The sequence below is a fragment of the Acinetobacter sp. ABJ-A23_2 genome (assembly GCF_044538765.1).
Taxonomy (GTDB): domain Bacteria; phylum Pseudomonadota; class Gammaproteobacteria; order Pseudomonadales; family Moraxellaceae; genus Acinetobacter; species Acinetobacter nosocomialis_A.
On the sequence record NZ_JBIUCP010000008.1, the window covers coordinates 19,144 to 39,542 of the forward strand.

Sequence of the window (20,399 nt, forward strand, 5' to 3'; positions counted from 1 at the left end):
TTAGGTCATAGCTTCAACACATTGCTTTACAAGTGTTGGTCCTGTGTAGATTAGACCACTATAAATTTGAACAAGTGTTGCTCCAGCTTGTTGTTTCGCTAAAGCTTGCTCACCAGACAAAATACCACCCACACCGATTAAAGGAATTTGTCCTTTTAATGATTGAGCAAATAAACGTAAACATTCTGTACTTTTTTCAAATACAGGAGCGCCTGACAAACCACCTGACTCATTACCGTAAGGCAGGTTTTCCACCCCTTCTCTCGATAAAGTCGTATTGGTCACAATAAGACCGTCAATTTTAAAATCTAATAATTGAGCAGAGATAAACTCAACATCTTCAGCTGTTAGGTCCGGAGCGACTTTCAAAACCAAAGGAACATAATGATTATATTGCTCAGCCAACTCAAGTTGACGCGCTTTTAAAGTTTGCAGTAATTCAGTTAACGCATCGCCACTTTGTAAACTACGCAAGTTTTTAGTGTTTGGAGATGAAATATTAACTGTAATGTATGACGCGTAGTTATAAACTTTCTCAAGACAAATCAAGTAATCATCAACTGCTTTTTCGACAGGCGTATCAGCATTTTTACCAATATTGATTCCTAAAATGCCTCTAAACTTTGAAGCTTTAACATTTTCAATCAGCTTATCAACACCATCATTATTAAAACCCATGCGGTTAATAATGGCTTTAGCTTCAGGAATACGAAATAAACGTGGTTTTGGATTACCCGATTGTGGGCGAGGTGTAATTGTGCCAATTTCAATAAAACCGAAACCTAATCCAGCCAAGGCATCAATATGAGCACCATTTTTATCTAGGCCTGCTGCCAAACCTACAGGGTTAGGAAACTCTATTCCCATACATGTAGTAGGCTTTGCTTCTACAGCCTGACGCATCATGCCTAGCTTATGCGCTTTATCAAGCATGGATAATGTTAATTCATGGGCACGCTCTGGTGCTAAACTAAACAACATCGGGCGAGCAAGTGAATATAACATACCAATCACAGTCTACTGATTTTAGGTACGCATATTATAGGCACAGGCAGCACAAAACACCATGCCTGACATAAGCATATTTTAATATGTTATTGAACTGTCGCTGTTAATTTAATCTGACCTTCGCTTGAAACCATTTCCATCTTCTGAATACTAAGGCCCATCTGTGCAAGTTGTGTTAAAAAGTTAGCTAAAACCGCATAATTCTGATGTGTTACAACAATTTGTAACTGCTCTCCATTTTGCTGAGAAGTCACAGTTAAACCTTGCTGTTGAGCCACCCTTTGTATTTTTCCAGACTTATCAAGTTCAAGCTCATTTGCGGGTTTCATAGTAACCGCATTACTCTGCATCCACACCATCAAATCTTTTAAATCATTTAAGCGTTTTTGCTGTTGTTCTGCCAAGGAATGCATTTTCCAAAGTGAAGATCCAACAATAGCGACTACAACAAAAATTGTAGTAAAGACCACCATAACGCGTTCACGGACAGTTAAACGATCTAGGTATTGAACAACTTGTTCAATCCACTGATCAAAACGATTCTGCAATTGAGCTAACATTTTCATTATTGTATTTTCACCACCCCAATTGCCCCACCACCATTTGCTTGAACATTACCTAGCTCAGCTTTAAATCCTTGCTGATTTAATTGTTGTGTCAAAGCTTGTAAATCATCTGCCGATTTTGCTTTTAATGCCATCGTTAAGATTGAAGCATCATAATTAAGTTGCTGAGCCAAAATCTGTCTTTGCATTAAAATTGGGCCAACACGGCTCAACAAAGAAAGTGCTTGTGTATCACCTTGCTGACTCATTCTTAGATGGCTTTCAAATTGACCTTTAATATTTTGTTCGGTTACACGACTAGATGGCCCAAACCAATATTTATATTGTTCAATCGTTTGGTCAGCAGTTTGATTCGCCACTTTTTTCAATTTGACCCAACGCAATAAATCATAGCTAAACTGCACCACAATAATTGCTAAAACAACAGCAGCGCAAGCTTTCCAATAGCCAGAGAAAGTACGCTCCTGACCTTTTGATTTTGGCAAAACATTAAAAGGATGTTGCTTAGTTTTATCTAGAGACTGAAATTGATAAACAAACTCAGAACGTTGCTCTGCGCTTGAGGCGGCTTCTAAACTCTCTAGTTGCTCTGCTGTTAAACCGCTATATTGATAATGTATTTCAGCTGGCTGAAATTCTAAAAAAAGCCCCAAATCATCAATTGAATTACCTAACCACTTATTTTCACGCACCAAAAGTTGATGGTTAATATTACACAGAATAACTTGCTCAGTTTGTGGTTCAGGCAAAATCAGAAAATCAGGTAACAAAGCAACAAGTTTGGTTGGCAGTAAAGCCAAGGAATGTTGCCATGTCTCAACCATACCTTGAGCAACACCTAAGACAGTTAACTGATCCGCATGAAAATGGTGGACCACTTTCATGTGATCAATAGGTAAAGTTACAAACTCTTCAAGTAGATATTTAACCCCATCAGCCCCCAGCTGTTTATAGTGGGACTTCGCCATAGATTGCTGAAGCATTTGAGCATGGCGACTCGGAAAAAAGACCGTAGCCTCTTTTCCTTGATGTATTTGCAAGTCTTGTATTAATTGATCGAGACTCGCAGCCTGCAACCAGCTTTCTCCGTTAGACCAATGCCATGTTCCATTGGTTTCAGGCATCCATATATACAGCATGTCGGCTAAATAACCTTTTTAATTATATTGTGGGTATAAAACTATTTTTTTGTGTTGATAAACCATTTGCAATAACAGCTTGATCATAAATTCTAGCTTCAGCAAGCGCAAATGGATTGAAATTCTCATGAGTAAGTAGCTCTGCAATATGGCCTACAACATTCATATGGCAAACCACCACAATCGACTCATAAGGAATTTGAGACAACCACTCAATTGCTTCTTTTGCATCATCATCTGGCTTAATTTTATCGCACAACAACACAGGCACATCTTTAAAATATGTCTGAATATGTGCCAATGTTTCTTGAGCACGCAACAAAGGACTGACTACAAAAATATCAGGTTTTACAATATCTTTTAAAAATGTTGCTGTTTGTTCAGCCTGTGCATGCCCACGCGCAGTAAGTGGACGTTTAATATCATTACCATTTACTGGTGGAGCAGCTTCCCCATGACGAACTAATGTCAGTTGCATAAAATTTCCTTGTTAATAATTCCTGCATTATAACCACAATTTATGACATTTATTCGTCAGACTTCATGATGAGGTAAAACAAACTCGACATCACTACGATGCCCATTTTTCATAAGAGAAAGTGCAATATTTAATGGCGGAGCGCCTTCAAAAATCACCTCATATAAAGCATTGGTAATTGGCATATATACGTCCAGTTCTTGTGCTTTACCACGCACCTGAACAATTGTATTAATCCCTTCAGCAGTTTGACCCAACTCTTTACTAGCTTGATCCAATGTCTTACCAGAACCTAGCGCATATCCGATTTGGTAGTTACGGCTTAATGGACTATTACAAGTCGCAAATAAATCGCCCACACCAGATAAACCTAAGAACGTAAGTGGATTTGCACCCTGCTTTACCGCGAAACGGCTCATTTCAGCCAAAGCACGCGTTAAAATCATACTCTTGGTATTTTCACCAATTTTATATGCTGCACCAATTCCCATTGCAACTGCATAAATATTTTTAAGCGCTCCACCCAATTCAACTCCATGCACATCATCACTACCAAAAACGCGGAATAACGCACTATGAAGCGCATGCTGCACAGCATAACGAACAAGCTCGGAATCACTAGCAATCACTGTACCAGATGGCATGCCTGCCATAATTTCTTTGGCAAGGTTTGGACCTGACAATACACCATATGGAACTTCTGGTAGTTCTTCACGAATAATATCGCTCATGAAACTAAACGTTTTAGCTTCAACACCTTTCGTTAAAGAAACAACCGCTTGTGCAGTAATATAAGGAGCAATTTGTTTTAAGACATCACGGAAAGAATGACTAGGAATTGCGACCAAAATAATATCTCGATCACATACAGCTTGTTCCAAATCAGAAACTGCACGTAATGAAGATTCTAAAGTAAAGTCTGGTAAATAACGTTTATTAATATGGGTTTTATTAATTTCTTCTGCTGTTTCGGCATCACGAATCCAGATCATGGTATCGCAGCCATTACGAGCAGCTAAATTCGCCATGGCTGTACCAAAGCTACCGCCCCCTAAAACGGTAATACGTAATGCCGTTTTTTTATCGACCGCAACAGGTTCCACCAAATCTGTAAACTTAAATTCAGCCATGCTTTATTATCCTATTTCTTACTTTTACAGACGTTTAAGCCTGCCAAACTTTTACGAATTCTTTACTTTCAATATCTGCACGAGGCGCAATTGCTTTAGCTGCAGTGCCAACGTAAATAATACCTGAAATTAAATCATGTGGTTGCAGTCCTAAATACTGTTTTAACCAATTTGATTCAACAACAGCTCCACTACGCCACATGGTTGAAAACCCTTGAGCTTGCAAAGATAACAAAAGATTTTGTACTGCCGCACCTGTACTTAAGATTTGCTCAAAATGTGGTACTTTTGGGTGATCTTGTAACTGAGTCAGCGCTAAAATAAGTAGCGGAGCGCGAAAAGGATGTTGCTTAACACGTTCAAGTTGAGCGGGATCAGTTTCACCTAAATCTGCCAAAGCTTTTGTTAGAACCTCACCGAAAGCACCGCGTTGCTCACCTGGAATAACTACAAAACGCGTTGGCTTAAGTCTATGATGATCTGGAGCCGTTAAAGCAGCCTGAAAAGCTAACTCTAGTTGCTCTGAGTTTGGAGCTGGTTCAATTAATTGGCCAATAGACTGACGCTGATGAATATTTTGGTGAATTATTTGTATTGCTGAATCCGTCATTAATATTGATCTAACTCAAAAATTCGAAATAGATTAGCATAATCTACCGTTAATCCACCATTGAATCTAGCTTATAAACCTAGTGAACTTATAGTTTGACATTTTTTAATACAAAACTTCAAAACTCATACAACGTCTTCAAAATCAATTAGAAAACTTATGTTCAAATAGCTATGTCTTTTGGCGATTAACTTAGGTGAATCATGAAAAAAATAATTTTAGCGAGCGCAATGAGCGGCGTTGTTTTATTACTAGGTGCTTGTGCAACCACCCCTAAAAATACTCTAGCAATTCAAAAAGAAAATAATCAGTTTGAAGTGACTGGTATTGGTAAAACTAATTTAATTGCAAAGAATAATGCAGTTACTGCGGCACAAAAAACGTGCTCTAAGAGTACAAGCCCAGTTATTGTAGATGAAAAAACCTCTTATCACGGCGTATTAAAAGATGTGGTCAGTGAAAAGACTGGTCAAATGGTAGAAGCTGCTGCGGGTGTCATTGGTACTTTAACCGGTAAAAATGCGTCTTTGGCTAAAGATGATGACTACCAAACTACCCTTACTTTTTATTGCAAAATTAATTAAGTAAAAAAAATCCCAATCAATTGATTGGGATTTTTTTATTAGCAGTAGCCATCTAATCGGGTAAGCGGTAATTTCTTACCAATTGCTTTTTCAATTTCCGGTAAATAGAAAGCATCATCTTCAGATAAGAAACTAATACTTACACCCTGTGCCCCTGCACGGCCTGTACGCCCAATACGATGAACATAATCATCAGATTGTTCAGGTAAAGTAAAGTTGACTACATGAGATACGCCATCTACGTGAATACCACGACCAGCGACATCCGTTGCAATCATGATGTTATGCTTACCTTGTTTGAACTGCTCCAACATTTTCATGCGTTTATCTTGAGCAATCTCACCAGATAGCATCCCTACTTTATACCCATCTTTTTTCAAATGATCGTAAAGACGGCGCACCTGATCACGACGGTTAGCAAAGATCATAACTTTATCAATTGGCTCTTCACGTAAAATATCTTGTAAAAGACGATATTTATCTTGTTTAGCCACAACATAAACACGTTGTTCGACATCGTTATTGGTCTTTTGTTCAGGCTCAATTTCAACTGTTACAGGTTCAAACAACCACTGTCTTGCCAAATTTAAGACATCGTAACTAAATGTCGCCGAGAACATTAGAGTTTGGCGTTGTTCCTTACGCGGTGAATAACGAACAATACGTTTTACCGAAGGAATAAAGCCCATATCTAATAAACGGTCAGCTTCATCAATGACTAAAAATTCAATTTGATCGAGCCAAACTTCTTTTTGTTCTACAAAATCAATTAAACGTCCAGGTGTAGCGACAATAATATCAACAAAATTAGCATCAAGTTGCTTCTTCTGCTTATCAAAATCAACACCACCCAATAGGGTCACGACATGTAAATTAGAGAATTTTGTGAGGAATTTTGCATCACTTTCAATTTGCAATGCCAACTCACGAGTAGGCGCCAAGATTAAAGCACGAGGCTCGCCACGGAAGCGTTGCTCTTGAACCGGATTATTGAGTAAATCATTAATTACACTAATCAGAAAGGCAGCTGTCTTACCTGTTCCTGTCTGTGCTCGCCCAATTGCATCATGCCCGGCTAATGTATATTTTAAAACCTTTTGCTGAATTGGGGTCATTTGAGTAAACCCTAAAGCATCAATCGCCTTTTTAAGTTGCGGATGTAAATTCAAGGTTTCAAAACCAGATGTCATAAATACGCGCTCTAACAAACAATCTCTCGAATGAGAAGATCATTATAAACAAAAACGCCCCAATTCAAAAATTGGAGCGTCCATCATTCATCAAAAAGATGAATTAGTCTTAGTCTAAAGGCTGAACGTTTTCAGCTTGAAAACCTTTTTGACCTTGTACAACGCTAAACTCTACGCGTTGACCGTCACGTAGAGAACGGTGACCGTCACCTACGATTGCACGGAAGTGAACGAATACATCGTCGCCGCCGTTACGTTGAATAAAACCAAAGCCTTTAGTGTCATTAAACCACTTTACTACGCCTTGTTCACGAGCTGTCATAAGTCAATCCTCAGATGATGAAAAAAGGACCTTCCGGTGTTGCAAACAGCAGAGTAAACAAGTATTTAAAATTTTTATAATCTTAAAGCTTGTAATCATTCTGTAAAACTATCAACAATTTCCGGTTACATCCATTTGTTATAGGTTATTAAAACAATTTAACTGTGTGGTAATCCCTAAAACGGTTCGAGCTTAACACGGGTTTATGACAATTAATAGAATTTTTTTCAAATATTTCCCCTATTTTTAGCTCTTTTTTTAAACAGCTTATTACAATAATTTTTATATAATCCTTTACCTTTTAATTTTTATAAAACACCTAGAGTTCATCAAAAAATTTGTTAGAATATTTTTTTTAGTTGTTTTTATAATGAATGAGCACTACCTCTTCTACTGTAACGCCTATTGAAATTAATGCCCTTGGTCAACCATGCCCAATGCCTTTATTAATGTTGAAACGTGAACTTAAGAAAGTATCAGGAAAGCAGCTATTTTTATTGAAATCATCTGACCCTCATAGTGAAATTGATGTAACGCGTTACTGCAATTTACATCATTTTATGTGTCAAACCATGCAAATTTCAGAAAGAGAATTTCACTATTTAATTGAAACTCAATGATTCTTTGTTAAAATCTAAGATTAGTAACTGCATAAAATTTTACATTTTTCTACCCAATTTTCCTTAATTATGAAGGCAATTCAAATTAAGATGAATTTATTGGTTAATCCATCCTATCCTATAAGGAGAACTCATGAGTGACAGCAGCAATCAATTGATGCCCCTGTCATTGTCTGCGCCCGGTGTAAACCTTGGTGCATATATCAGTACTGTCAATCAGATTCCTATTTTAACGGCCGAGCAAGAAAAAGAACTTGCTGAACGTTATTATTATGACCAAGATCTTGATGCCGCAAAAATGCTGGTAATGTCGCATTTACGTTTTGTCGTTCATATTGCGCGCAGCTATGCAGGTTATGGCCTACCACAAGGCGACCTTATTCAAGAAGGTAATTTAGGCTTAATGAAAGCCGTAAAACGTTTCGACCCAAATATGGGCGTACGTCTAGTATCTTTTGCCGTCCACTGGATTAAGGCAGAAATTCATGAATACGTTATTCGTAACTGGCGTATTGTAAAAATTGCAACAACTAAAGCTCAACGTAAACTTTTCTTCAACTTACGTAGTTTAAAAAAATCGAGTAAAAAATTAACGCTCGAAGAAGCGCAATCTATTGCAAACGACTTGAATGTAACTCCAGAACAAGTTCTGGAAATGGAAGGTCGTTTAACTGCTTATGATGCTGCTTTTGAAGCGCAAGGTGATGATGACGATGATACGCCACATACTGCCCCTGCGTTGTATCTTGAAGATAACCGTTATGATCCGGCTCGTTTAGTTGAAAATGAAGACTGGGAAGAGCAAAGTACATCTGCTTTACATGATGCCATGGACCAGTTAGATGATCGTTCGCGTAATATTTTGCAGCGCCGTTGGTTAGATGATGATAAATCTACCCTACACGAGCTTGCTGCTGAGTATAATGTTTCGGCAGAACGTATTCGTCAGCTTGAAAAAAATGCGATGGAAAAAATTAAAGTCGCTATGTCGGCAAGCTAAAGTAAATGAAAAAAATAAAAGGGCGATAAGCCCTTTTGTTTTATCTGGCTATGTTTAGCCAACCTATTCTATGGTAACGTTGCCTTTCATTATTCAGTTGCGTTTTTTGTTATGTGGATTGCCATTTCAGCCCTTAATCTTGCTTTTGCAGTCATGTTGGGTGCTTTTGGAGCACATGGTCTTAAAGCTCACGCGAGTCCCGAGCAACTTGCTTGGTGGCAGACTGCAACCGACTACTTTTTTTATCATGCTCTAGGCCTATTAGCGCTTGGTATTTTAAGTAAGGTTCTTCCCCATTTCCCAATCAAGTTATCTTTCTTATTTATCCAGATTGGTATTCTATTTTTTTGTGGTTCGCTTTATATCATGGCGCTGGGATTACCAAGAATATTAGGTGCAATTACGCCAATCGGTGGAGCTTTAATGATTGCTGGATGGCTGATCTTGGCTTGGAATGCTTTCAAATACGCAAAATAATCGGAATGTGATCATGCAAATTTATTTAAATGGCGAATTAACGGACACGCCCAGCCAAAACCTGTTGCAACTCATTCAGGAGTTGGCACTTGAAGGAAAACGTTTTGCTGTCGAACACAATCAGCAAATCGTTTCTAAAAGCAAATTAGAGCAAATTACGATTGCTCAACATGACCGTATCGAAATTATTCACGCTGTTGGCGGCGGCTAAGTCGGAGTTATCCATGCAAGACATCCCTCTCATTATTGGTTCACGTTCTTTTCAATCTCGTTTATTGGTAGGAACTGGCAAATATAAAGACTTAAATGAAACGGATTTAGCTATTCAAGCCAGTGGTGCAGAAATTGTAACCGTCGCAATCCGCCGTGTGAATATTGGACAAAATCCAGATCAACCGAATTTACTCTCAGTTATTCCACCAGAAAAATATACTATCTTGCCAAATACCGCAGGTTGTTTTGATGCTGACAGCGCAGTACGTACATGTATGTTAGCGCGTGAGTTACTCGATGGTCATAACCTAGTAAAGCTTGAAGTGTTGGGTGATGAAAAAACCTTATATCCAAATGTAACCGAGACATTAAAAGCGGCTCGTACTTTGATTGATGATGGTTTTGAGATTATGGTCTACACCTCGGATGACCCAATCATTGCGCAAGAACTTGAAAGTATGGGCTGCGTTGCGATTATGCCTTTAGGTAGTCTGATCGGTTCAGGTTTAGGTATTTTAAACCCGCACACCATTTCAATTATTAAAGAAAATGCGAAAGTACCAGTTTTAGTAGATGCAGGTGTTGGTACAGCAAGTGACGCAGCAATTGCTATGGAACTTGGATGTGACGGCGTACTCATGAATACAGCAATTGCAGCTGCTCAAAACCCTATTTTGATGGCTTCTGCAATGAAAAAAGCTGTTGAAGCTGGACGTGAAGCATTTTTAGCAGGTCGTATGCCACGTAAACGTATGGCAAATGCAAGCTCGCCAGAAACAGGGTATTTCTTTAAATAATTTATTTCTAAGGAATCACTGTTTTTCAGTGATTCCTCTCCCCGTTCATATAACCATCTTTTTTTCTTTTTAAAGCTTATATCTCTTTATTCAATCAACAGATCTAAATTTTATATTTAGCTTAGGCTATTCTAATATTTGCTTTAAATTTTGCTTGGCGTTTAAATCAAAATTCTTTTGGAAATATGCAGTTTGATAAAGTGGCTCAGACTGATAAAAATGCATTAAAACTTCTTTTCGCTTAATTGCATATACTTCTGGATCAACCCAAGCATATTCCTGCTGAATTTGCTGTTCATATTGCATAAAACGCTCAGGTGTTGCTGCCAAAATAGCTAAATCAATATCCAATAAAAATTGCAAATCTGTTTCATCGGTTAATGCATGCTTTTGAGTCGCAAGAATCCAACGCTTTATTTTCTCTAGAGTATCGGATGATAAATCTTGCGCCATCGCTTGTTCAAATAACTCAACACTCTTAAGTTCATTATCTTTAGCTTCTGGATCATAGACCGCATCATGAAACCAAAGAGCCAATGCAACAGAATAAGGATCATTTAACTCAGACCGAATCAATTCATACAAACTCAAACATTCATACAAATGTTGGACGGTATGATAGGCTCGCTGCTTTTCACTATAAGCCGCAATAAGTTCATCATAAATTTTCTGCGGTTCGGAAAAAAGATAATGCTGATGCAGCTCAAACCAAAAATGTTTCAGTTTTAATAAATAAAGCTGCATCATCATCTATTAACCACGCTTAGGATTATTGCTCATCACGTTTAAATACCAACTCTTTTGCCGATGAATTATCAGCATCAAAGTAGTAACCCTCGGTATTAAACGCTTTGATGTCCTCAGCTTTATTTAATTGGTTTTCAATAATAAAACGAGCCATTAAACCACGTGCTTTTTTCGCATAGAAACTAATGACTTTATATTTGCCATTTTTCTGGTCAAGAAAAACTGGCTTCACAATTTCAGCCTTAATTTTCTTTTCATTGACAGATTTGTAATATTCATCTGAAGCTAGATTTACCAGCAATTCAGATTTAATTTCTGCTAAGTCTTCATTAATTTGGTTAGTGATGATGTCACCCCAAAACTCATACAAATTATGACCGCGTGTATTCTTTAATTTAGTACCCATCTCTAAACGATACGGCATCATTAAATCTAAAGGACGTAATAAACCATATAGACCAGAGAGCATACGCAAATGCTGCTGTGCAAAATCAATATCTTTATCTTTTAAGTGATAAGCATCTAAACCCGTATAAACATCCCCTTTAAATGCATAGATTGCTTGGCGAGCATTTGAGAAATTAAATTCGGGATTCCAATCTCTAAATCGATCTGCATTTAGTGTGGAAATTTTTTCACTAACACTCATTAAACTCGCAATTTCCGACGCAGAAAGTTTGCGGCAAACATCAATTAATTGTGCGGAGTGTTCTAACAAGCGCGGCTGAGTGAACTCATCTGTAGGTAACGCTGTTTCATAATCTAAAGTTTTTGCAGGAGAAATTAAAGCAAGCATAGACAACCTGAAAAAATTATTATTAATGCCAACTATAACAGTAGATATTTTTTAATGCTAACTCGTGTTTTCAATGACGACTATCGGTAAAATAGCACTTACGTATTGTTATTTAGCGGTTCTTCTATGTCTGAGCAAATTTTCATCCAGGGTCCAGTAGGTAAAATTGAACTTTTTGTTGACCGCCCTGAAGGTGAAATCAAAGGCTTTGCAGTTGTTTGTCACCCTCACCCCTTACAAGGTGGAACTCCTCAACATAAAGTCCCTGCTCTTTTAACCCAAATCTTTAATGAATATGGCTGTATCGTTTACCGTCCTAGTTTCCGTGGATTAGGCGGCAGTGAAGGTGTTCATGATGAAGGTCATGGAGAAACTGAAGATATTTTAGCTGTGATTGAGCATGTCCGTAAGCTTCATGCAGGTTTGCCATTTTATGCAGGTGGCTTTAGCTTTGGCTCACATGTTTTGGCAAAATGTCATGCGCAGCTTAGCCCTGAATTACAGCCAGTACAGTTAATTTTATGTGGTTTACCAACAGCTACTGTTGTGGGCTTACGTCACTATAAAACACCTGAAATTCAAGGTGATATTCTACTCATTCATGGTGAACAAGATGACATCACCTTACTTTCAGATGCAATTGAGTGGGCAAAACCACAAAAGCATCCAATTACGATTTTACCGGGCGCTAACCACTTCTTTACAGGTTATTTAAAACAGCTTCGCCAAATCATTACACGCTTTATTATTATGAAATAAACAGTAACTTGATGGGCATAGATTGAGTCTAAGCCCATCAAGTTATATACCATGTCCTTATTGAAAATTATTCCAACTTAATCCAAAACGCGCTAAATATTTTTTCACTCGGTCGCTATCATTTGTTGTATTACGTTGTTGGCGTGATACTGAAAAGAGTTGTCTTCCTGCCTCTGCCATTGATTTTGAATTTTCGCAGACTTTGAGTACACCTCGTAATTGAATCTGATCAAATTCATCTATTTGTTCCAGCTGCTCAGGACTTAAATAGCTCAACAGAATATCTGCATCTTTATCATTGTAAGATTCATCCTGAATAAGCCAAAGCTGCTTTAGACGTTGAATTTCTTTTTCTACAGCATCACGACGAATTAACTCACCTTGAGATAAAGTTGCCAACCGAGTTACGCTCGCTGCTAAATCTCTAAAATTTCCTTGCCATGATGCATCTGCCGATTTAGCAAACTTTAAATATGTTTCTAAGGCATCACGTTGAAAATGCAGTTGCCTTTGATGCATTGCAGCAAAACGTTGCAGCTCAAAATCAATATTGGGTGCAATATCCTCTACACGATCTTTTAAATTTGGTAAGAAGAACGTCCACGTATTCAAACGAGCCCATAAATCTTCACGAAAACGACCAGCTTGAACCTCATTGCGCAAATCACGGTTAGTACCCGCTATTAGCTGAAAATCGGCTTGAATTTCTTTATCACTCCCAACAGGAAAAAAGCTTTTGTCCTCTAAAGCTTTTAGCAGCATAGCTTGCTCATCAAGTCCCAATTCACCAATTTCATCTAAAAATAAAATACCTTGGTCAGCACTTTTTAATAAACCAGCACGAGATGCAGCTGCTCCGGTAAATGCACCTTTTATATGACCAAATAAAGTTGACATGGCACTATCACCACGCAAGGTTGCACAGTTAACATCAATAAAACGGCCGCTTAATTGAAATTTATCTTTCTTTAACTGAAAAATTTGTTTTGCCAAATGAGACTTACCAACCCCTGTTGCCCCCATAATTAAAATAGGTGCACTAGAGCGGGTTGCAACTAATTCAACTTCCTCAATAAGTTGATTAAACGCTTTATTATGAGTAGAAATATTGGCTTTAAGTTGTTGCCAATTTTGCTTTTGCTCATCATCGAAGCGCTGTTTTAAAACATCGTATCGAGATAAGTCCAGATTAATAATTCTATATTCACCTTCTGATGTCTTGTGTTGATTAGGTGAACTTTGGATAAGTTGAGCTGGTAAATAATGCGCATCTATCAATAAATACCAACAAATTTGAGCAACATGCGTTCCTGTCGTGATATGCAGTAAATAGTTATTTTTTTCGACATCAAACGGATACGTTTTTATAAAGTCATAGAGTGCACCATAAACTTCAGCAAAATCCCAAGGATCTTTAATACTTATCTTATGTCCAGAAACCTCAGTTTGTGGAGAAATCTCTTTAGCATCTGCTGCTATAGATTTAACTAAATTATGATGCTGTCGATCATGTAAAAGTACCAATTCATCTACAAGCAAATCTTCATGCATTAACAAGCTAATCGTAGGACGCCAACGTTGCCATCGATCTGGCTTTCTCCCCTGATCAAGTGTAGAACCGACAAAGCCAATAACGACTGTTTTCTTTGCATCCGCCATAATTTCTATAAAATTTTATAAGTGTCTATAATATACAATACGCATTTGACCAAAAAATTCCAAGAATATGCTTCATTTTACTTTTTTAGGCACATCTTCAGGTGTACCGACCCTGACACGTAATGTTTCAGGATTAGCAGTTCGTAACAGCAAAAATAAGGACTGGATTTTAATTGATGCTGGCGAAGGGACACAGCACCGTATTCAACAAGCTAAACTTTCACTACAAAACCTAGTTGCCATTTGTATTACACATGTTCACGGCGACCATTGTTATGGTCTAGTTGGTTTATTAGCAAGTGCAGGCATGAATGCCCGTAGCAAACCCTTAATCGTGATTGCGCCGAAAGAAATTCAGCAATGGTTTGAAATCACTGCCCAACTTACAGATTTACATTTACCCTATTCCCTTCAATTTATTGATGTGAATGAAGCAATGCAGCCACAACAAATCACTGACGAATTCATTGTTCAAGCACATCCACTAAGCCATCGTGTTCCAAGTTTTGCTTTTAGCATTTATATCAAATCTATTCAGAAGAAGTTAGATACCCAAGCTCTAACTCAGCTTGGCGTACCTCAAGGTGATATGTGGGGCCATTTGAAACGAGGCTACAATATTGAATTTGAAGGACAAACCTTAAAAGCTCAAGACTTTATCAAAATTCAAAATCAACAAGTTCATGCAATTATAGGTGGTGATAATGACCAACCAGAACTATTAGTTGACGCTTGCAAAGATGCTCAACTCCTTATTCACGAATCGACTTACTTGCAAACGGTTTTAGATAAAGTCGGCAAAGGTCCAATGCATAGCTCAGCAAAAATGGTGGCTGAATTTGCAGAACAGCAATCTTTAAGTAATTTAATTCTGACGCACTTTAGCCCCCGACATCAAGATAGAGCTGGACAGCAAGCTATTACTGAAGAAGTTCGCCAGTTTTATAAAGGTCATTTTTATTTAGCCAATGATTTTGATGAATTTACTTTAAATGAAGCTGGACAGCTTTTAAAAATCGATAAAAACGGGAAGATCCATTAAACACATATATCCAAAAATATATTTAAATATATTTATGGATATATTTTTAATATTAAAAACCGCCAAAAAAATTCATCCGATATAAGATAAAATTATTTTTATTTATTATTTTCAATATCTTATATTTTTAATTAACTGTTTTTAAAAAAAGTTGGCACACTCAGTGCAATAGTACAAAGCACACAACATCATTCGGATATTGTGAATAACACCTGCCTGCAAACGCTTGGCAGGCAGGCTTTGAAAGGAAAAGAAAATGTCTGTCATTGAAGAAATTAACCAACAAGCTCAGTTTGAACAAAAGCAGCAACAACGTTCTTATGAAGTTCTGCAAAATGAAAAAAGTATGCCAGTCAAAATGTGGACTAAAGGCGTGCTTGTTGATGACAACTCAAAACAACAATTATTGCAAACTGCTCAAATGCCTTTTATTTATAAATGGATGGCTGTAATGCCAGATGTACACTTCGGTTTAGGAGCAACTATTGGTAGCGTGATTCCAACTAAAGGGGCAATTATTCCTGCTGCTGTGGGTGTAGATATTGGTTGTGGAATGATGGCAACCCGTACAAGCTTAACTGCTTCAGATTTACCAGATAACCTGCATGCTCTACGTACTGAACTTGAACGTTTAATCCCACATGGAATGACGAAGCGCGGACGTGATCGCGGGTCATGGGAAACTCCACCAGAAATGGTAGATCAAGCTTGGACTGATCTGGTTGCAGATTTTGAATATATTTGTGCAAAACATCCACGCTTAAAAAACACCAACAACCGCAAACATTTGGGAACTTTAGGTACTGGAAACCACTTTGTCGAAATCTGTTTAGATGAGCATGATCATGTTTGGATTATGTTGCACTCAGGTTCTCGTGGTGTAGGAAATGCTATCGGTAATCATTTTATCGAACTTGCCCGTAAAGATATGCAGAAGCATTTCATTAATTTACCAAATAAAGATTTAGCATACCTAGTCGAAGGAACCGAACACTTTGATGATTACTGGTTTGCTGTAGGTTGGGCTCAACGCTTTGCGATGAAGAACCGAGAAATCATGATGCAATCTGCGATTAAAGCCTTAGCTACGATTGTACCAAAGCCTTTTCAAGCACAGTTGGAAGCAGTGAACTGTCACCATAACTATGTGGAAAAGGAAGAACACTACGGTGAAGAAGTGATGGTCACTCGTAAAGGTGCAGTCCGTGCGCGCTTAGGTGAATACGGAATTATTCCAGGTTCAATGGGTGCGAAGTCGTTTATTGTCCGTGGGCTTGGAAATCAGGAATCTTTCTGTTCATGTTCGCATGGTGCTGGCCGTGTTATGAGCCGTACTGAAGCAAAACGACGTTTTACTGTGGAAGATCAAATTGCACAAACTCAAGGTGTGGAATGCCGTAAAGATGCAGCAGTTATTGATGAAATTCCATCGGCATATAAACCAATTGAAGATGTAATGAAAGCTCAAAGCGATTTGGTTGAAGTGGTATATACCTTACGACAAGTGGTGTGTATTAAGGGTTAATCATGGAAAAAGATTGTTTAGATATTCGAAGTTATAGAATCAGGGCAAATGAAGAAAAGCATCTGATTCTACCTGAACACCCCTATTACATCCTCTTGGTTGTGGAAACCGATCAAATTCTGCCTAAATAGCGTAATTGGATTTGTGAGCAGATTGTCTATTCAAGACATTGTATTCAAGCAATGGTTACAGGATATGAGTGTTCGCTTTGGGATGACATCCTAGATGAAGCTTATCTAGTTTTTTATAACTATCAACCACCAATCGATCATTGCTTTATGACAACTTGGCATGAAGATGAAACTTTAGAAGACATTACTGAATGTGCAAAAACTACGATGCAATTAGAAGATATTTCGAACTTAGTGATTGTACATATTGAATAAAAGGTAAATAAAATGAAACTCGCAGAAGCACTTTTACTTCGAAGCGATCAACAAAAAAAGCTTGCTTCGTTAAAACAACGAATTAATACCAATGTATTGGTACAAGAAGGTGATGAACCTAGTGAAGATCCAAATGACCTCATCAAACAAGTATTCGCTTTAACTCAGGAAAGCAATCAATTGATTTGTCGTATTCACTTGACCAATGCACAAGCAAAACTGAAAGATGGCAAAGTATTGTTGTCCCTATTAAGCTTGCGCGATAGTTATGCTGAACAACATAAGATTTTAATCGATGCAATTGCCAATACGCATCGAGAACCTGATCGTTATAGCTCACGTGAAATTAAGTGGAAGAAAGTCATTCCTGTTTCTAGCTTACAAAAGCAGGCGGATGATATCAGTGCGAAACTCCGTGACTTAAACGTTAAAATTCAGGCTGCTAATTGGCAAATTGATCTAATCGATTAAACAATAAATTTTGTGAAATCATTTTCACAATCAAAGTTTGGACATACTGGGCGAGTACAAGATCCTGCATTACTCCGATCTGAGGGATTGAAAATAATTCAGGCGGCTATGGCAGCATGTGAGCCGTGCATCGATATTCACTTATCAGGCTCAGCACTATGCACCTAGTAAACCTTTGTCAAAAGCAAAGTCACACGTTACTTCGCATTACCATGTACTGACAGTATGTTCATTAAATTAGAAAATAAGGAAAATAGAAGTGAATACAGTTTTGGCAAATATGCCAAAAGCCATTCAAATTGATGGATCACAAGGTGAAGGTGGTGGACAGATTTTAAGAACTGCCCTTGCGCTTTCAATGATTACAGGCCAACCATTTGAATTAATTAATATACGTGCAGGACGTAAAAAACCAGGGTTAATGCGTCAACATTTGGTTTGTGTACAAGCATCTCAACAAATTAGCCAAGCTTATGTAGAGGGTGCTGAATTACATAGTCAACGTTTATATTTCGCACCTCAGCATGTTCAAAGTGGTAAATATCAATTTCAAATCGGTTCAGCGGGTAGTACAACACTGGTTTTACAAACGCTTCTACCTGTTTTGTTGTTACAAAATGAAGCTACCGAACTCACCATTTCAGGGGGTACACATAACCCACTTGCACCAACAGCAGATTTTATTGAACACTGCTTTTTACCTGCTCTAGCGAAGATTGGAATTAACGTCGATTTTAGATTAAATAAAGCTGGCTTTTTTCCAATTGGTGCAGGTGAAATTCAGATTACCGTTCAACCATGGCAACATCGAAACAAGCTAAATTTATTAGATCGCGGTGCTTTGCAAAGTAATGAGGCCTTTGCAGCTGTATTAAATCTTTCAGAAGAAGCACAGATAGCACAACGTGAATTAACCACATTAAGTAAAAAACTAAACTTAAGCTCTCAGCAGCAATTTCATTTAAATGGAATTAGCCAAGGCAATACAGTCTATGTGAAAGTTACTCATCAATATCACACTCAACTGTTTACAGCTTTAGGTGAGATGCGCAAAAGTGCAGAGCAAATAGCTGATCATTTAGCAAAAGGTGTAAAACTATATTTATCTTCACAGGCTGTTGTAGATGAGTATTTGGCAGATCAATTGCTTTTACCTTTAGCTTTAGGTCAAGGTGGTGAATTCACCGCACAATGTATTAGCGAACACACTCGTACTCAAGCGGCCATGATTGAAAAATTTATTGATTGTGAAATCGAGTTTGTCGAGTTAAAACCAGATCATTTTCATGTAAAAGTTAAAGTTTAAGAAGCTCACAATTGAGCTTCTTATTTGTAAAAACTACTCTACAGATGCTAAAGCTGTTACCAACAGCTTCCAGCATTTCTCTACAGTATCAACTTTGACTCGTTCGCCTGGTGCATGTGCACCTTGAATATCCGGTCCAAAAGAAACCATTTGTAGATGTGGATAATGCTCGGCAATAATCCCACATTCTAAGCCTGCATGAATTACTTTTAGATTTGGCTCAATATTAAATGCATTTTGATAGGCCTGTTGTAAGCACTTTAGAGCAGCCGAATCTGGATTTGGTGTCCAACCTGACACTAACGGTGTAAGTGTAGAGCCGATATTAAATTCATGAAAATGTGCCTGAATTTTTTCTGCAAAATCTTGAGCTTCTTGATTCACCATTGAACGAACCATTAAGACAGCTTTTCCACCTTCTCGATTTAGTCTCACCACCCCAATGTTATTTGATGTTTCAACTACATCTGGTAGAACCTGACTCATACTTGCAACGCCATAAGGACTTGTTGCCAAAGCTTGTAACCACTCGTTTTGCTGTTGTTGAGCGATCACTCCCGCCACTTCAGTACTATTAGGCTGAATAGTTAATTGCAGATTGTCATCAATACCTTGTAGCTGTTTTTTCCATGCTGTTTGATATTCAGCGAGTAATTGTTCTAATTCAGGCAATTGGTTAGATAAAATAGTAATGGTTGCTACAGCTTCGCGAGGTAAAGCATTACGAGCTGTACCACCTATAAACTCAACAAGCCGTCCACCAAACTTCGCTAAATGCTGATTTAAAAAACGGGCCAGAATAACGTTGGCATTACCACGTCCTAAATGGATATCTACGCCAGAGTGGCCACCTTTAAGACCAGCCACCTGAATATTAACAATATTCAAATTTTCAGGAATTGGTTCATAATTAAGCGGTTGCTCAACTTCAACATCAATACTACCAGCACATCCGAGATACAACTCGCCCCACTCTTCTGTATCAATATTAAATAGCCACTTCCCTTTTAGTACACCTGCCTGTAAAAGCCGTGCACCACTCATACCTGCTTCTTCATCAACTGTTAAAAGAACTTCAATTGGCCCATGAGCAATATCATTTGAATCTAAAACAGCTAAAGCCAAAGCCACCCCAATGCCATTATCAGCACCTAAAGTAGTATCTTTAGCAATTAACCAGCCATCTTCAAGAACTGGACGAATCGGGTCTTTAAAGAAGTCATGTACCGTGCCAGTATTGGCTTGTGTAACCATATCTAAATGGCCTTGCAGAATAACGCCAGACACATGTTCTTTACCCAGAGTCGCATTCTTACGAATAATCAAATTCCCCACTTCATCTACGTAGGTTTCTAAATTTCGACTTTCGGCCCAGTTTCTTAAAAACTCACGAAGTTGCTGTTCATGCTTCGATGGGCGAGGAATAGTGCAAAGTGTTTGAAAATGCTGCCAAACCACTTGAGGAGATAATGCTGCAATATTGACTTGTGTCATGAAAACCACACTCTAATTATGTAAATATCGTAATAATTTCAATATACACAATGCATTATAGATAGGTAGCGATTTAGGGA

General features: G+C 38.0%; 23 protein-coding genes and 1 pseudogene. 12 read left to right on the forward strand and 12 right to left on the reverse strand.

Features of this window, described 5'->3' with window-relative positions:
* From ACH63V_RS04555 to ACH63V_RS04580, 6 genes are all read right to left on the reverse strand, one after another.
* Positions 1-1,005 carry a quinone-dependent dihydroorotate dehydrogenase gene (locus tag ACH63V_RS04555; RefSeq protein WP_004707879.1) on the reverse strand — a complete coding sequence of 335 codons (1,005 nt, stop codon included), beginning with the start codon at positions 1,003-1,005 and terminating at the stop codon, positions 1-3.
* A gap of 89 nt (positions 1,006-1,094) precedes the next feature.
* Positions 1,095-1,574, reverse strand: coding sequence for a type II secretion system protein GspM (gspM, locus tag ACH63V_RS04560; RefSeq protein ID WP_396462869.1), 480 nt, complete (start codon positions 1,572-1,574; stop codon positions 1,095-1,097).
* Positions 1,574-2,713 carry a type II secretion system protein GspL gene (gene gspL, locus ACH63V_RS04565; protein ID WP_396462870.1) on the reverse strand — a complete coding sequence of 380 codons (1,140 nt, stop codon included), beginning with the start codon at positions 2,711-2,713 and terminating at the stop codon, positions 1,574-1,576. The genes gspM and gspL overlap by 1 nt, the downstream gene beginning before the upstream one ends.
* A 22-nt stretch (positions 2,714-2,735) precedes the next feature.
* Positions 2,736-3,191, reverse strand: coding sequence for a histidine phosphatase family protein (locus ACH63V_RS04570; protein WP_001177595.1), 456 nt, complete (start codon positions 3,189-3,191; stop codon positions 2,736-2,738).
* Positions 3,192-3,247: 56 nt separating this feature from the next.
* A complete protein-coding gene (locus tag ACH63V_RS04575) occupies positions 3,248-4,321 on the reverse strand; it encodes an NAD(P)H-dependent glycerol-3-phosphate dehydrogenase (protein WP_002049214.1) in 1,074 nt (357 codons plus the stop codon).
* A 34-nt stretch (positions 4,322-4,355) separates the two neighbouring features.
* The gene (locus tag ACH63V_RS04580) at positions 4,356-4,931 is read right to left on the reverse strand and encodes a nitroreductase (RefSeq protein WP_042077027.1); all 576 of its coding nucleotides are present in this window, start codon (positions 4,929-4,931) and stop codon (positions 4,356-4,358) included.
* A gap of 203 nt (positions 4,932-5,134) precedes the next feature.
* On the opposite strand from ACH63V_RS04580, the gene ACH63V_RS04585 reads away from it, so the two are divergent.
* Positions 5,135-5,515 (forward strand): hypothetical protein, encoded by a 381-nt coding sequence (locus tag ACH63V_RS04585; RefSeq protein ID WP_042077025.1) that lies wholly within the window; start codon positions 5,135-5,137, stop codon positions 5,513-5,515.
* A gap of 38 nt (positions 5,516-5,553) precedes the next feature.
* Here ACH63V_RS04585 and rhlB read toward each other — a convergent pair whose 3' ends face one another.
* Positions 5,554-6,705 (reverse strand): ATP-dependent RNA helicase RhlB, encoded by a 1,152-nt coding sequence (gene rhlB, locus ACH63V_RS04590; RefSeq protein WP_042077024.1) that lies wholly within the window; start codon positions 6,703-6,705, stop codon positions 5,554-5,556.
* A 109-nt stretch (positions 6,706-6,814) separates the two neighbouring features.
* Positions 6,815-7,027, reverse strand: a complete 213-nt coding sequence (locus tag ACH63V_RS04595; RefSeq protein WP_000126912.1) for a cold-shock protein — start codon at positions 7,025-7,027, stop codon at positions 6,815-6,817.
* A gap of 374 nt (positions 7,028-7,401) precedes the next feature.
* On the opposite strand from ACH63V_RS04595, the gene ACH63V_RS04600 reads away from it, so the two are divergent.
* From ACH63V_RS04600 to ACH63V_RS04620, 5 genes are all read left to right on the forward strand, one after another.
* Positions 7,402-7,647, forward strand: coding sequence for a sulfurtransferase TusA family protein (locus ACH63V_RS04600; RefSeq protein WP_042077021.1), 246 nt, complete (start codon positions 7,402-7,404; stop codon positions 7,645-7,647).
* Positions 7,648-7,780: 133 nt separating this feature from the next.
* The gene (gene rpoH, locus ACH63V_RS04605; RefSeq protein ID WP_002049311.1) at positions 7,781-8,647 is read left to right on the forward strand and encodes an RNA polymerase sigma factor RpoH; all 867 of its coding nucleotides are present in this window, start codon (positions 7,781-7,783) and stop codon (positions 8,645-8,647) included.
* 111 nt (positions 8,648-8,758) lie between these two features.
* Positions 8,759-9,124, forward strand: coding sequence for a DUF423 domain-containing protein (locus ACH63V_RS04610; RefSeq protein ID WP_114154511.1), 366 nt, complete (start codon positions 8,759-8,761; stop codon positions 9,122-9,124).
* A gap of 13 nt (positions 9,125-9,137) precedes the next feature.
* Positions 9,138-9,335 (forward strand): sulfur carrier protein ThiS, encoded by a 198-nt coding sequence (thiS, locus tag ACH63V_RS04615; RefSeq protein WP_004700562.1) that lies wholly within the window; start codon positions 9,138-9,140, stop codon positions 9,333-9,335.
* A gap of 13 nt (positions 9,336-9,348) precedes the next feature.
* Positions 9,349-10,134, forward strand: coding sequence for a thiazole synthase (locus ACH63V_RS04620; protein ID WP_396462871.1), 786 nt, complete (start codon positions 9,349-9,351; stop codon positions 10,132-10,134).
* Between the two features lie 126 nt (positions 10,135-10,260).
* Here ACH63V_RS04620 and ACH63V_RS04625 read toward each other — a convergent pair whose 3' ends face one another.
* Complete coding sequence (locus ACH63V_RS04625) at positions 10,261-10,884, reverse strand: metal-dependent hydrolase (RefSeq protein ID WP_396462872.1); 624 nt, start codon at positions 10,882-10,884, stop codon at positions 10,261-10,263.
* A gap of 19 nt (positions 10,885-10,903) precedes the next feature.
* Positions 10,904-11,677: a peroxide stress protein YaaA gene (yaaA, locus tag ACH63V_RS04630; protein WP_396462873.1), complete on the reverse strand. Its 774-nt coding sequence runs from the start codon at positions 11,675-11,677 to the stop codon at positions 10,904-10,906.
* A 126-nt stretch (positions 11,678-11,803) separates the two neighbouring features.
* Here yaaA and ACH63V_RS04635 point away from each other — a divergent pair, with 126 nt between their 5' ends.
* Positions 11,804-12,436 carry an alpha/beta hydrolase gene (locus ACH63V_RS04635; RefSeq protein ID WP_000003115.1) on the forward strand — a complete coding sequence of 211 codons (633 nt, stop codon included), beginning with the start codon at positions 11,804-11,806 and terminating at the stop codon, positions 12,434-12,436.
* A 57-nt stretch (positions 12,437-12,493) separates the two neighbouring features.
* Here the strand turns inward: ACH63V_RS04635 and rtcR are convergent, their stop codons facing one another.
* Entirely contained in the window at positions 12,494-14,095 is a 1,602-nt protein-coding gene (rtcR, locus tag ACH63V_RS04640) for an RNA repair transcriptional activator RtcR (RefSeq protein WP_396462874.1), read from the reverse strand.
* Positions 14,096-14,162: 67 nt separating this feature from the next.
* Between rtcR and ACH63V_RS04645 the strand changes: the two genes are divergently transcribed.
* The 5 genes and pseudogenes from ACH63V_RS04645 to rtcA all read left to right on the forward strand — a co-directional run bounded on the left by ACH63V_RS04645 (position 14,163) and on the right by rtcA (position 18,825).
* A complete protein-coding gene (locus ACH63V_RS04645) occupies positions 14,163-15,137 on the forward strand; it encodes a ribonuclease Z (protein WP_396462875.1) in 975 nt (324 codons plus the stop codon).
* 256 nt (positions 15,138-15,393) lie between these two features.
* A complete protein-coding gene (locus ACH63V_RS04650) occupies positions 15,394-16,662 on the forward strand; it encodes an RtcB family protein (protein ID WP_396462876.1) in 1,269 nt (422 codons plus the stop codon).
* Between the two features lie 2 nt (positions 16,663-16,664).
* Positions 16,665-17,048: pseudogene (locus ACH63V_RS04655) on the forward strand (hypothetical protein).
* Positions 17,049-17,060: 12 nt separating this feature from the next.
* Positions 17,061-17,519, forward strand: coding sequence for a DIP1984 family protein (locus tag ACH63V_RS04660; RefSeq protein ID WP_396462877.1), 459 nt, complete (start codon positions 17,061-17,063; stop codon positions 17,517-17,519).
* A 259-nt stretch (positions 17,520-17,778) separates the two neighbouring features.
* Positions 17,779-18,825: an RNA 3'-terminal phosphate cyclase gene (gene rtcA / locus ACH63V_RS04665; RefSeq protein ID WP_396462878.1), complete on the forward strand. Its 1,047-nt coding sequence runs from the start codon at positions 17,779-17,781 to the stop codon at positions 18,823-18,825.
* Positions 18,826-18,858: 33 nt separating this feature from the next.
* Here rtcA and ACH63V_RS04670 read toward each other — a convergent pair whose 3' ends face one another.
* A complete protein-coding gene (locus tag ACH63V_RS04670; protein ID WP_396462879.1) occupies positions 18,859-20,319 on the reverse strand; it encodes an aminoacyl-histidine dipeptidase in 1,461 nt (486 codons plus the stop codon).
* Between the last annotated feature and the right edge of the window lie 80 nt (positions 20,320-20,399).

What these genes read in the sequence shown, in the direction of transcription:
- ACH63V_RS04570 (WP_001177595.1), bottom strand. Translation starts at nt 3,191, where the DNA reads ATGCAACTGACATTAGTTCGTCATGGGGAAGCTGCTCCACCAGTAAAT.
- ACH63V_RS04580 (WP_042077027.1), bottom strand. Translation starts at nt 4,931, where the DNA reads ATGACGGATTCAGCAATACAAATAATTCACCAAAATATTCATCAGCGT.
- ACH63V_RS04635 (WP_000003115.1), top strand. Translation starts at nt 11,804, where the DNA reads ATGTCTGAGCAAATTTTCATCCAGGGTCCAGTAGGTAAAATTGAACTT.
- yaaA (WP_396462873.1), bottom strand. Translation starts at nt 11,677, where the DNA reads ATGCTTGCTTTAATTTCTCCTGCAAAAACTTTAGATTATGAAACAGCG.
- rpoH (WP_002049311.1), top strand. Translation starts at nt 7,781, where the DNA reads ATGAGTGACAGCAGCAATCAATTGATGCCCCTGTCATTGTCTGCGCCC.
- ACH63V_RS04610 (WP_114154511.1), top strand. Translation starts at nt 8,759, where the DNA reads ATGTGGATTGCCATTTCAGCCCTTAATCTTGCTTTTGCAGTCATGTTG.
- ACH63V_RS04620 (WP_396462871.1), top strand. Translation starts at nt 9,349, where the DNA reads ATGCAAGACATCCCTCTCATTATTGGTTCACGTTCTTTTCAATCTCGT.
- gspL (WP_396462870.1), bottom strand. Translation starts at nt 2,713, where the DNA reads ATGCTGTATATATGGATGCCTGAAACCAATGGAACATGGCATTGGTCT.
- rtcR (WP_396462874.1), bottom strand. Translation starts at nt 14,095, where the DNA reads ATGGCGGATGCAAAGAAAACAGTCGTTATTGGCTTTGTCGGTTCTACA.
- ACH63V_RS04585 (WP_042077025.1), top strand. Translation starts at nt 5,135, where the DNA reads ATGAAAAAAATAATTTTAGCGAGCGCAATGAGCGGCGTTGTTTTATTA.
- ACH63V_RS04555 (WP_004707879.1), bottom strand. Translation starts at nt 1,005, where the DNA reads ATGTTATATTCACTTGCTCGCCCGATGTTGTTTAGTTTAGCACCAGAG.
- ACH63V_RS04660 (WP_396462877.1), top strand. Translation starts at nt 17,061, where the DNA reads ATGAAACTCGCAGAAGCACTTTTACTTCGAAGCGATCAACAAAAAAAG.
- thiS (WP_004700562.1), top strand. Translation starts at nt 9,138, where the DNA reads ATGCAAATTTATTTAAATGGCGAATTAACGGACACGCCCAGCCAAAAC.
- ACH63V_RS04645 (WP_396462875.1), top strand. Translation starts at nt 14,163, where the DNA reads ATGCTTCATTTTACTTTTTTAGGCACATCTTCAGGTGTACCGACCCTG.
- ACH63V_RS04670 (WP_396462879.1), bottom strand. Translation starts at nt 20,319, where the DNA reads ATGACACAAGTCAATATTGCAGCATTATCTCCTCAAGTGGTTTGGCAG.
- ACH63V_RS04625 (WP_396462872.1), bottom strand. Translation starts at nt 10,884, where the DNA reads ATGATGATGCAGCTTTATTTATTAAAACTGAAACATTTTTGGTTTGAG.
- ACH63V_RS04650 (WP_396462876.1), top strand. Translation starts at nt 15,394, where the DNA reads ATGTCTGTCATTGAAGAAATTAACCAACAAGCTCAGTTTGAACAAAAG.
- ACH63V_RS04600 (WP_042077021.1), top strand. Translation starts at nt 7,402, where the DNA reads ATGAGCACTACCTCTTCTACTGTAACGCCTATTGAAATTAATGCCCTT.
- gspM (WP_396462869.1), bottom strand. Translation starts at nt 1,574, where the DNA reads ATGAAAATGTTAGCTCAATTGCAGAATCGTTTTGATCAGTGGATTGAA.
- rhlB (WP_042077024.1), bottom strand. Translation starts at nt 6,705, where the DNA reads ATGACATCTGGTTTTGAAACCTTGAATTTACATCCGCAACTTAAAAAG.
- ACH63V_RS04575 (WP_002049214.1), bottom strand. Translation starts at nt 4,321, where the DNA reads ATGGCTGAATTTAAGTTTACAGATTTGGTGGAACCTGTTGCGGTCGAT.
- ACH63V_RS04595 (WP_000126912.1), bottom strand. Translation starts at nt 7,027, where the DNA reads ATGACAGCTCGTGAACAAGGCGTAGTAAAGTGGTTTAATGACACTAAA.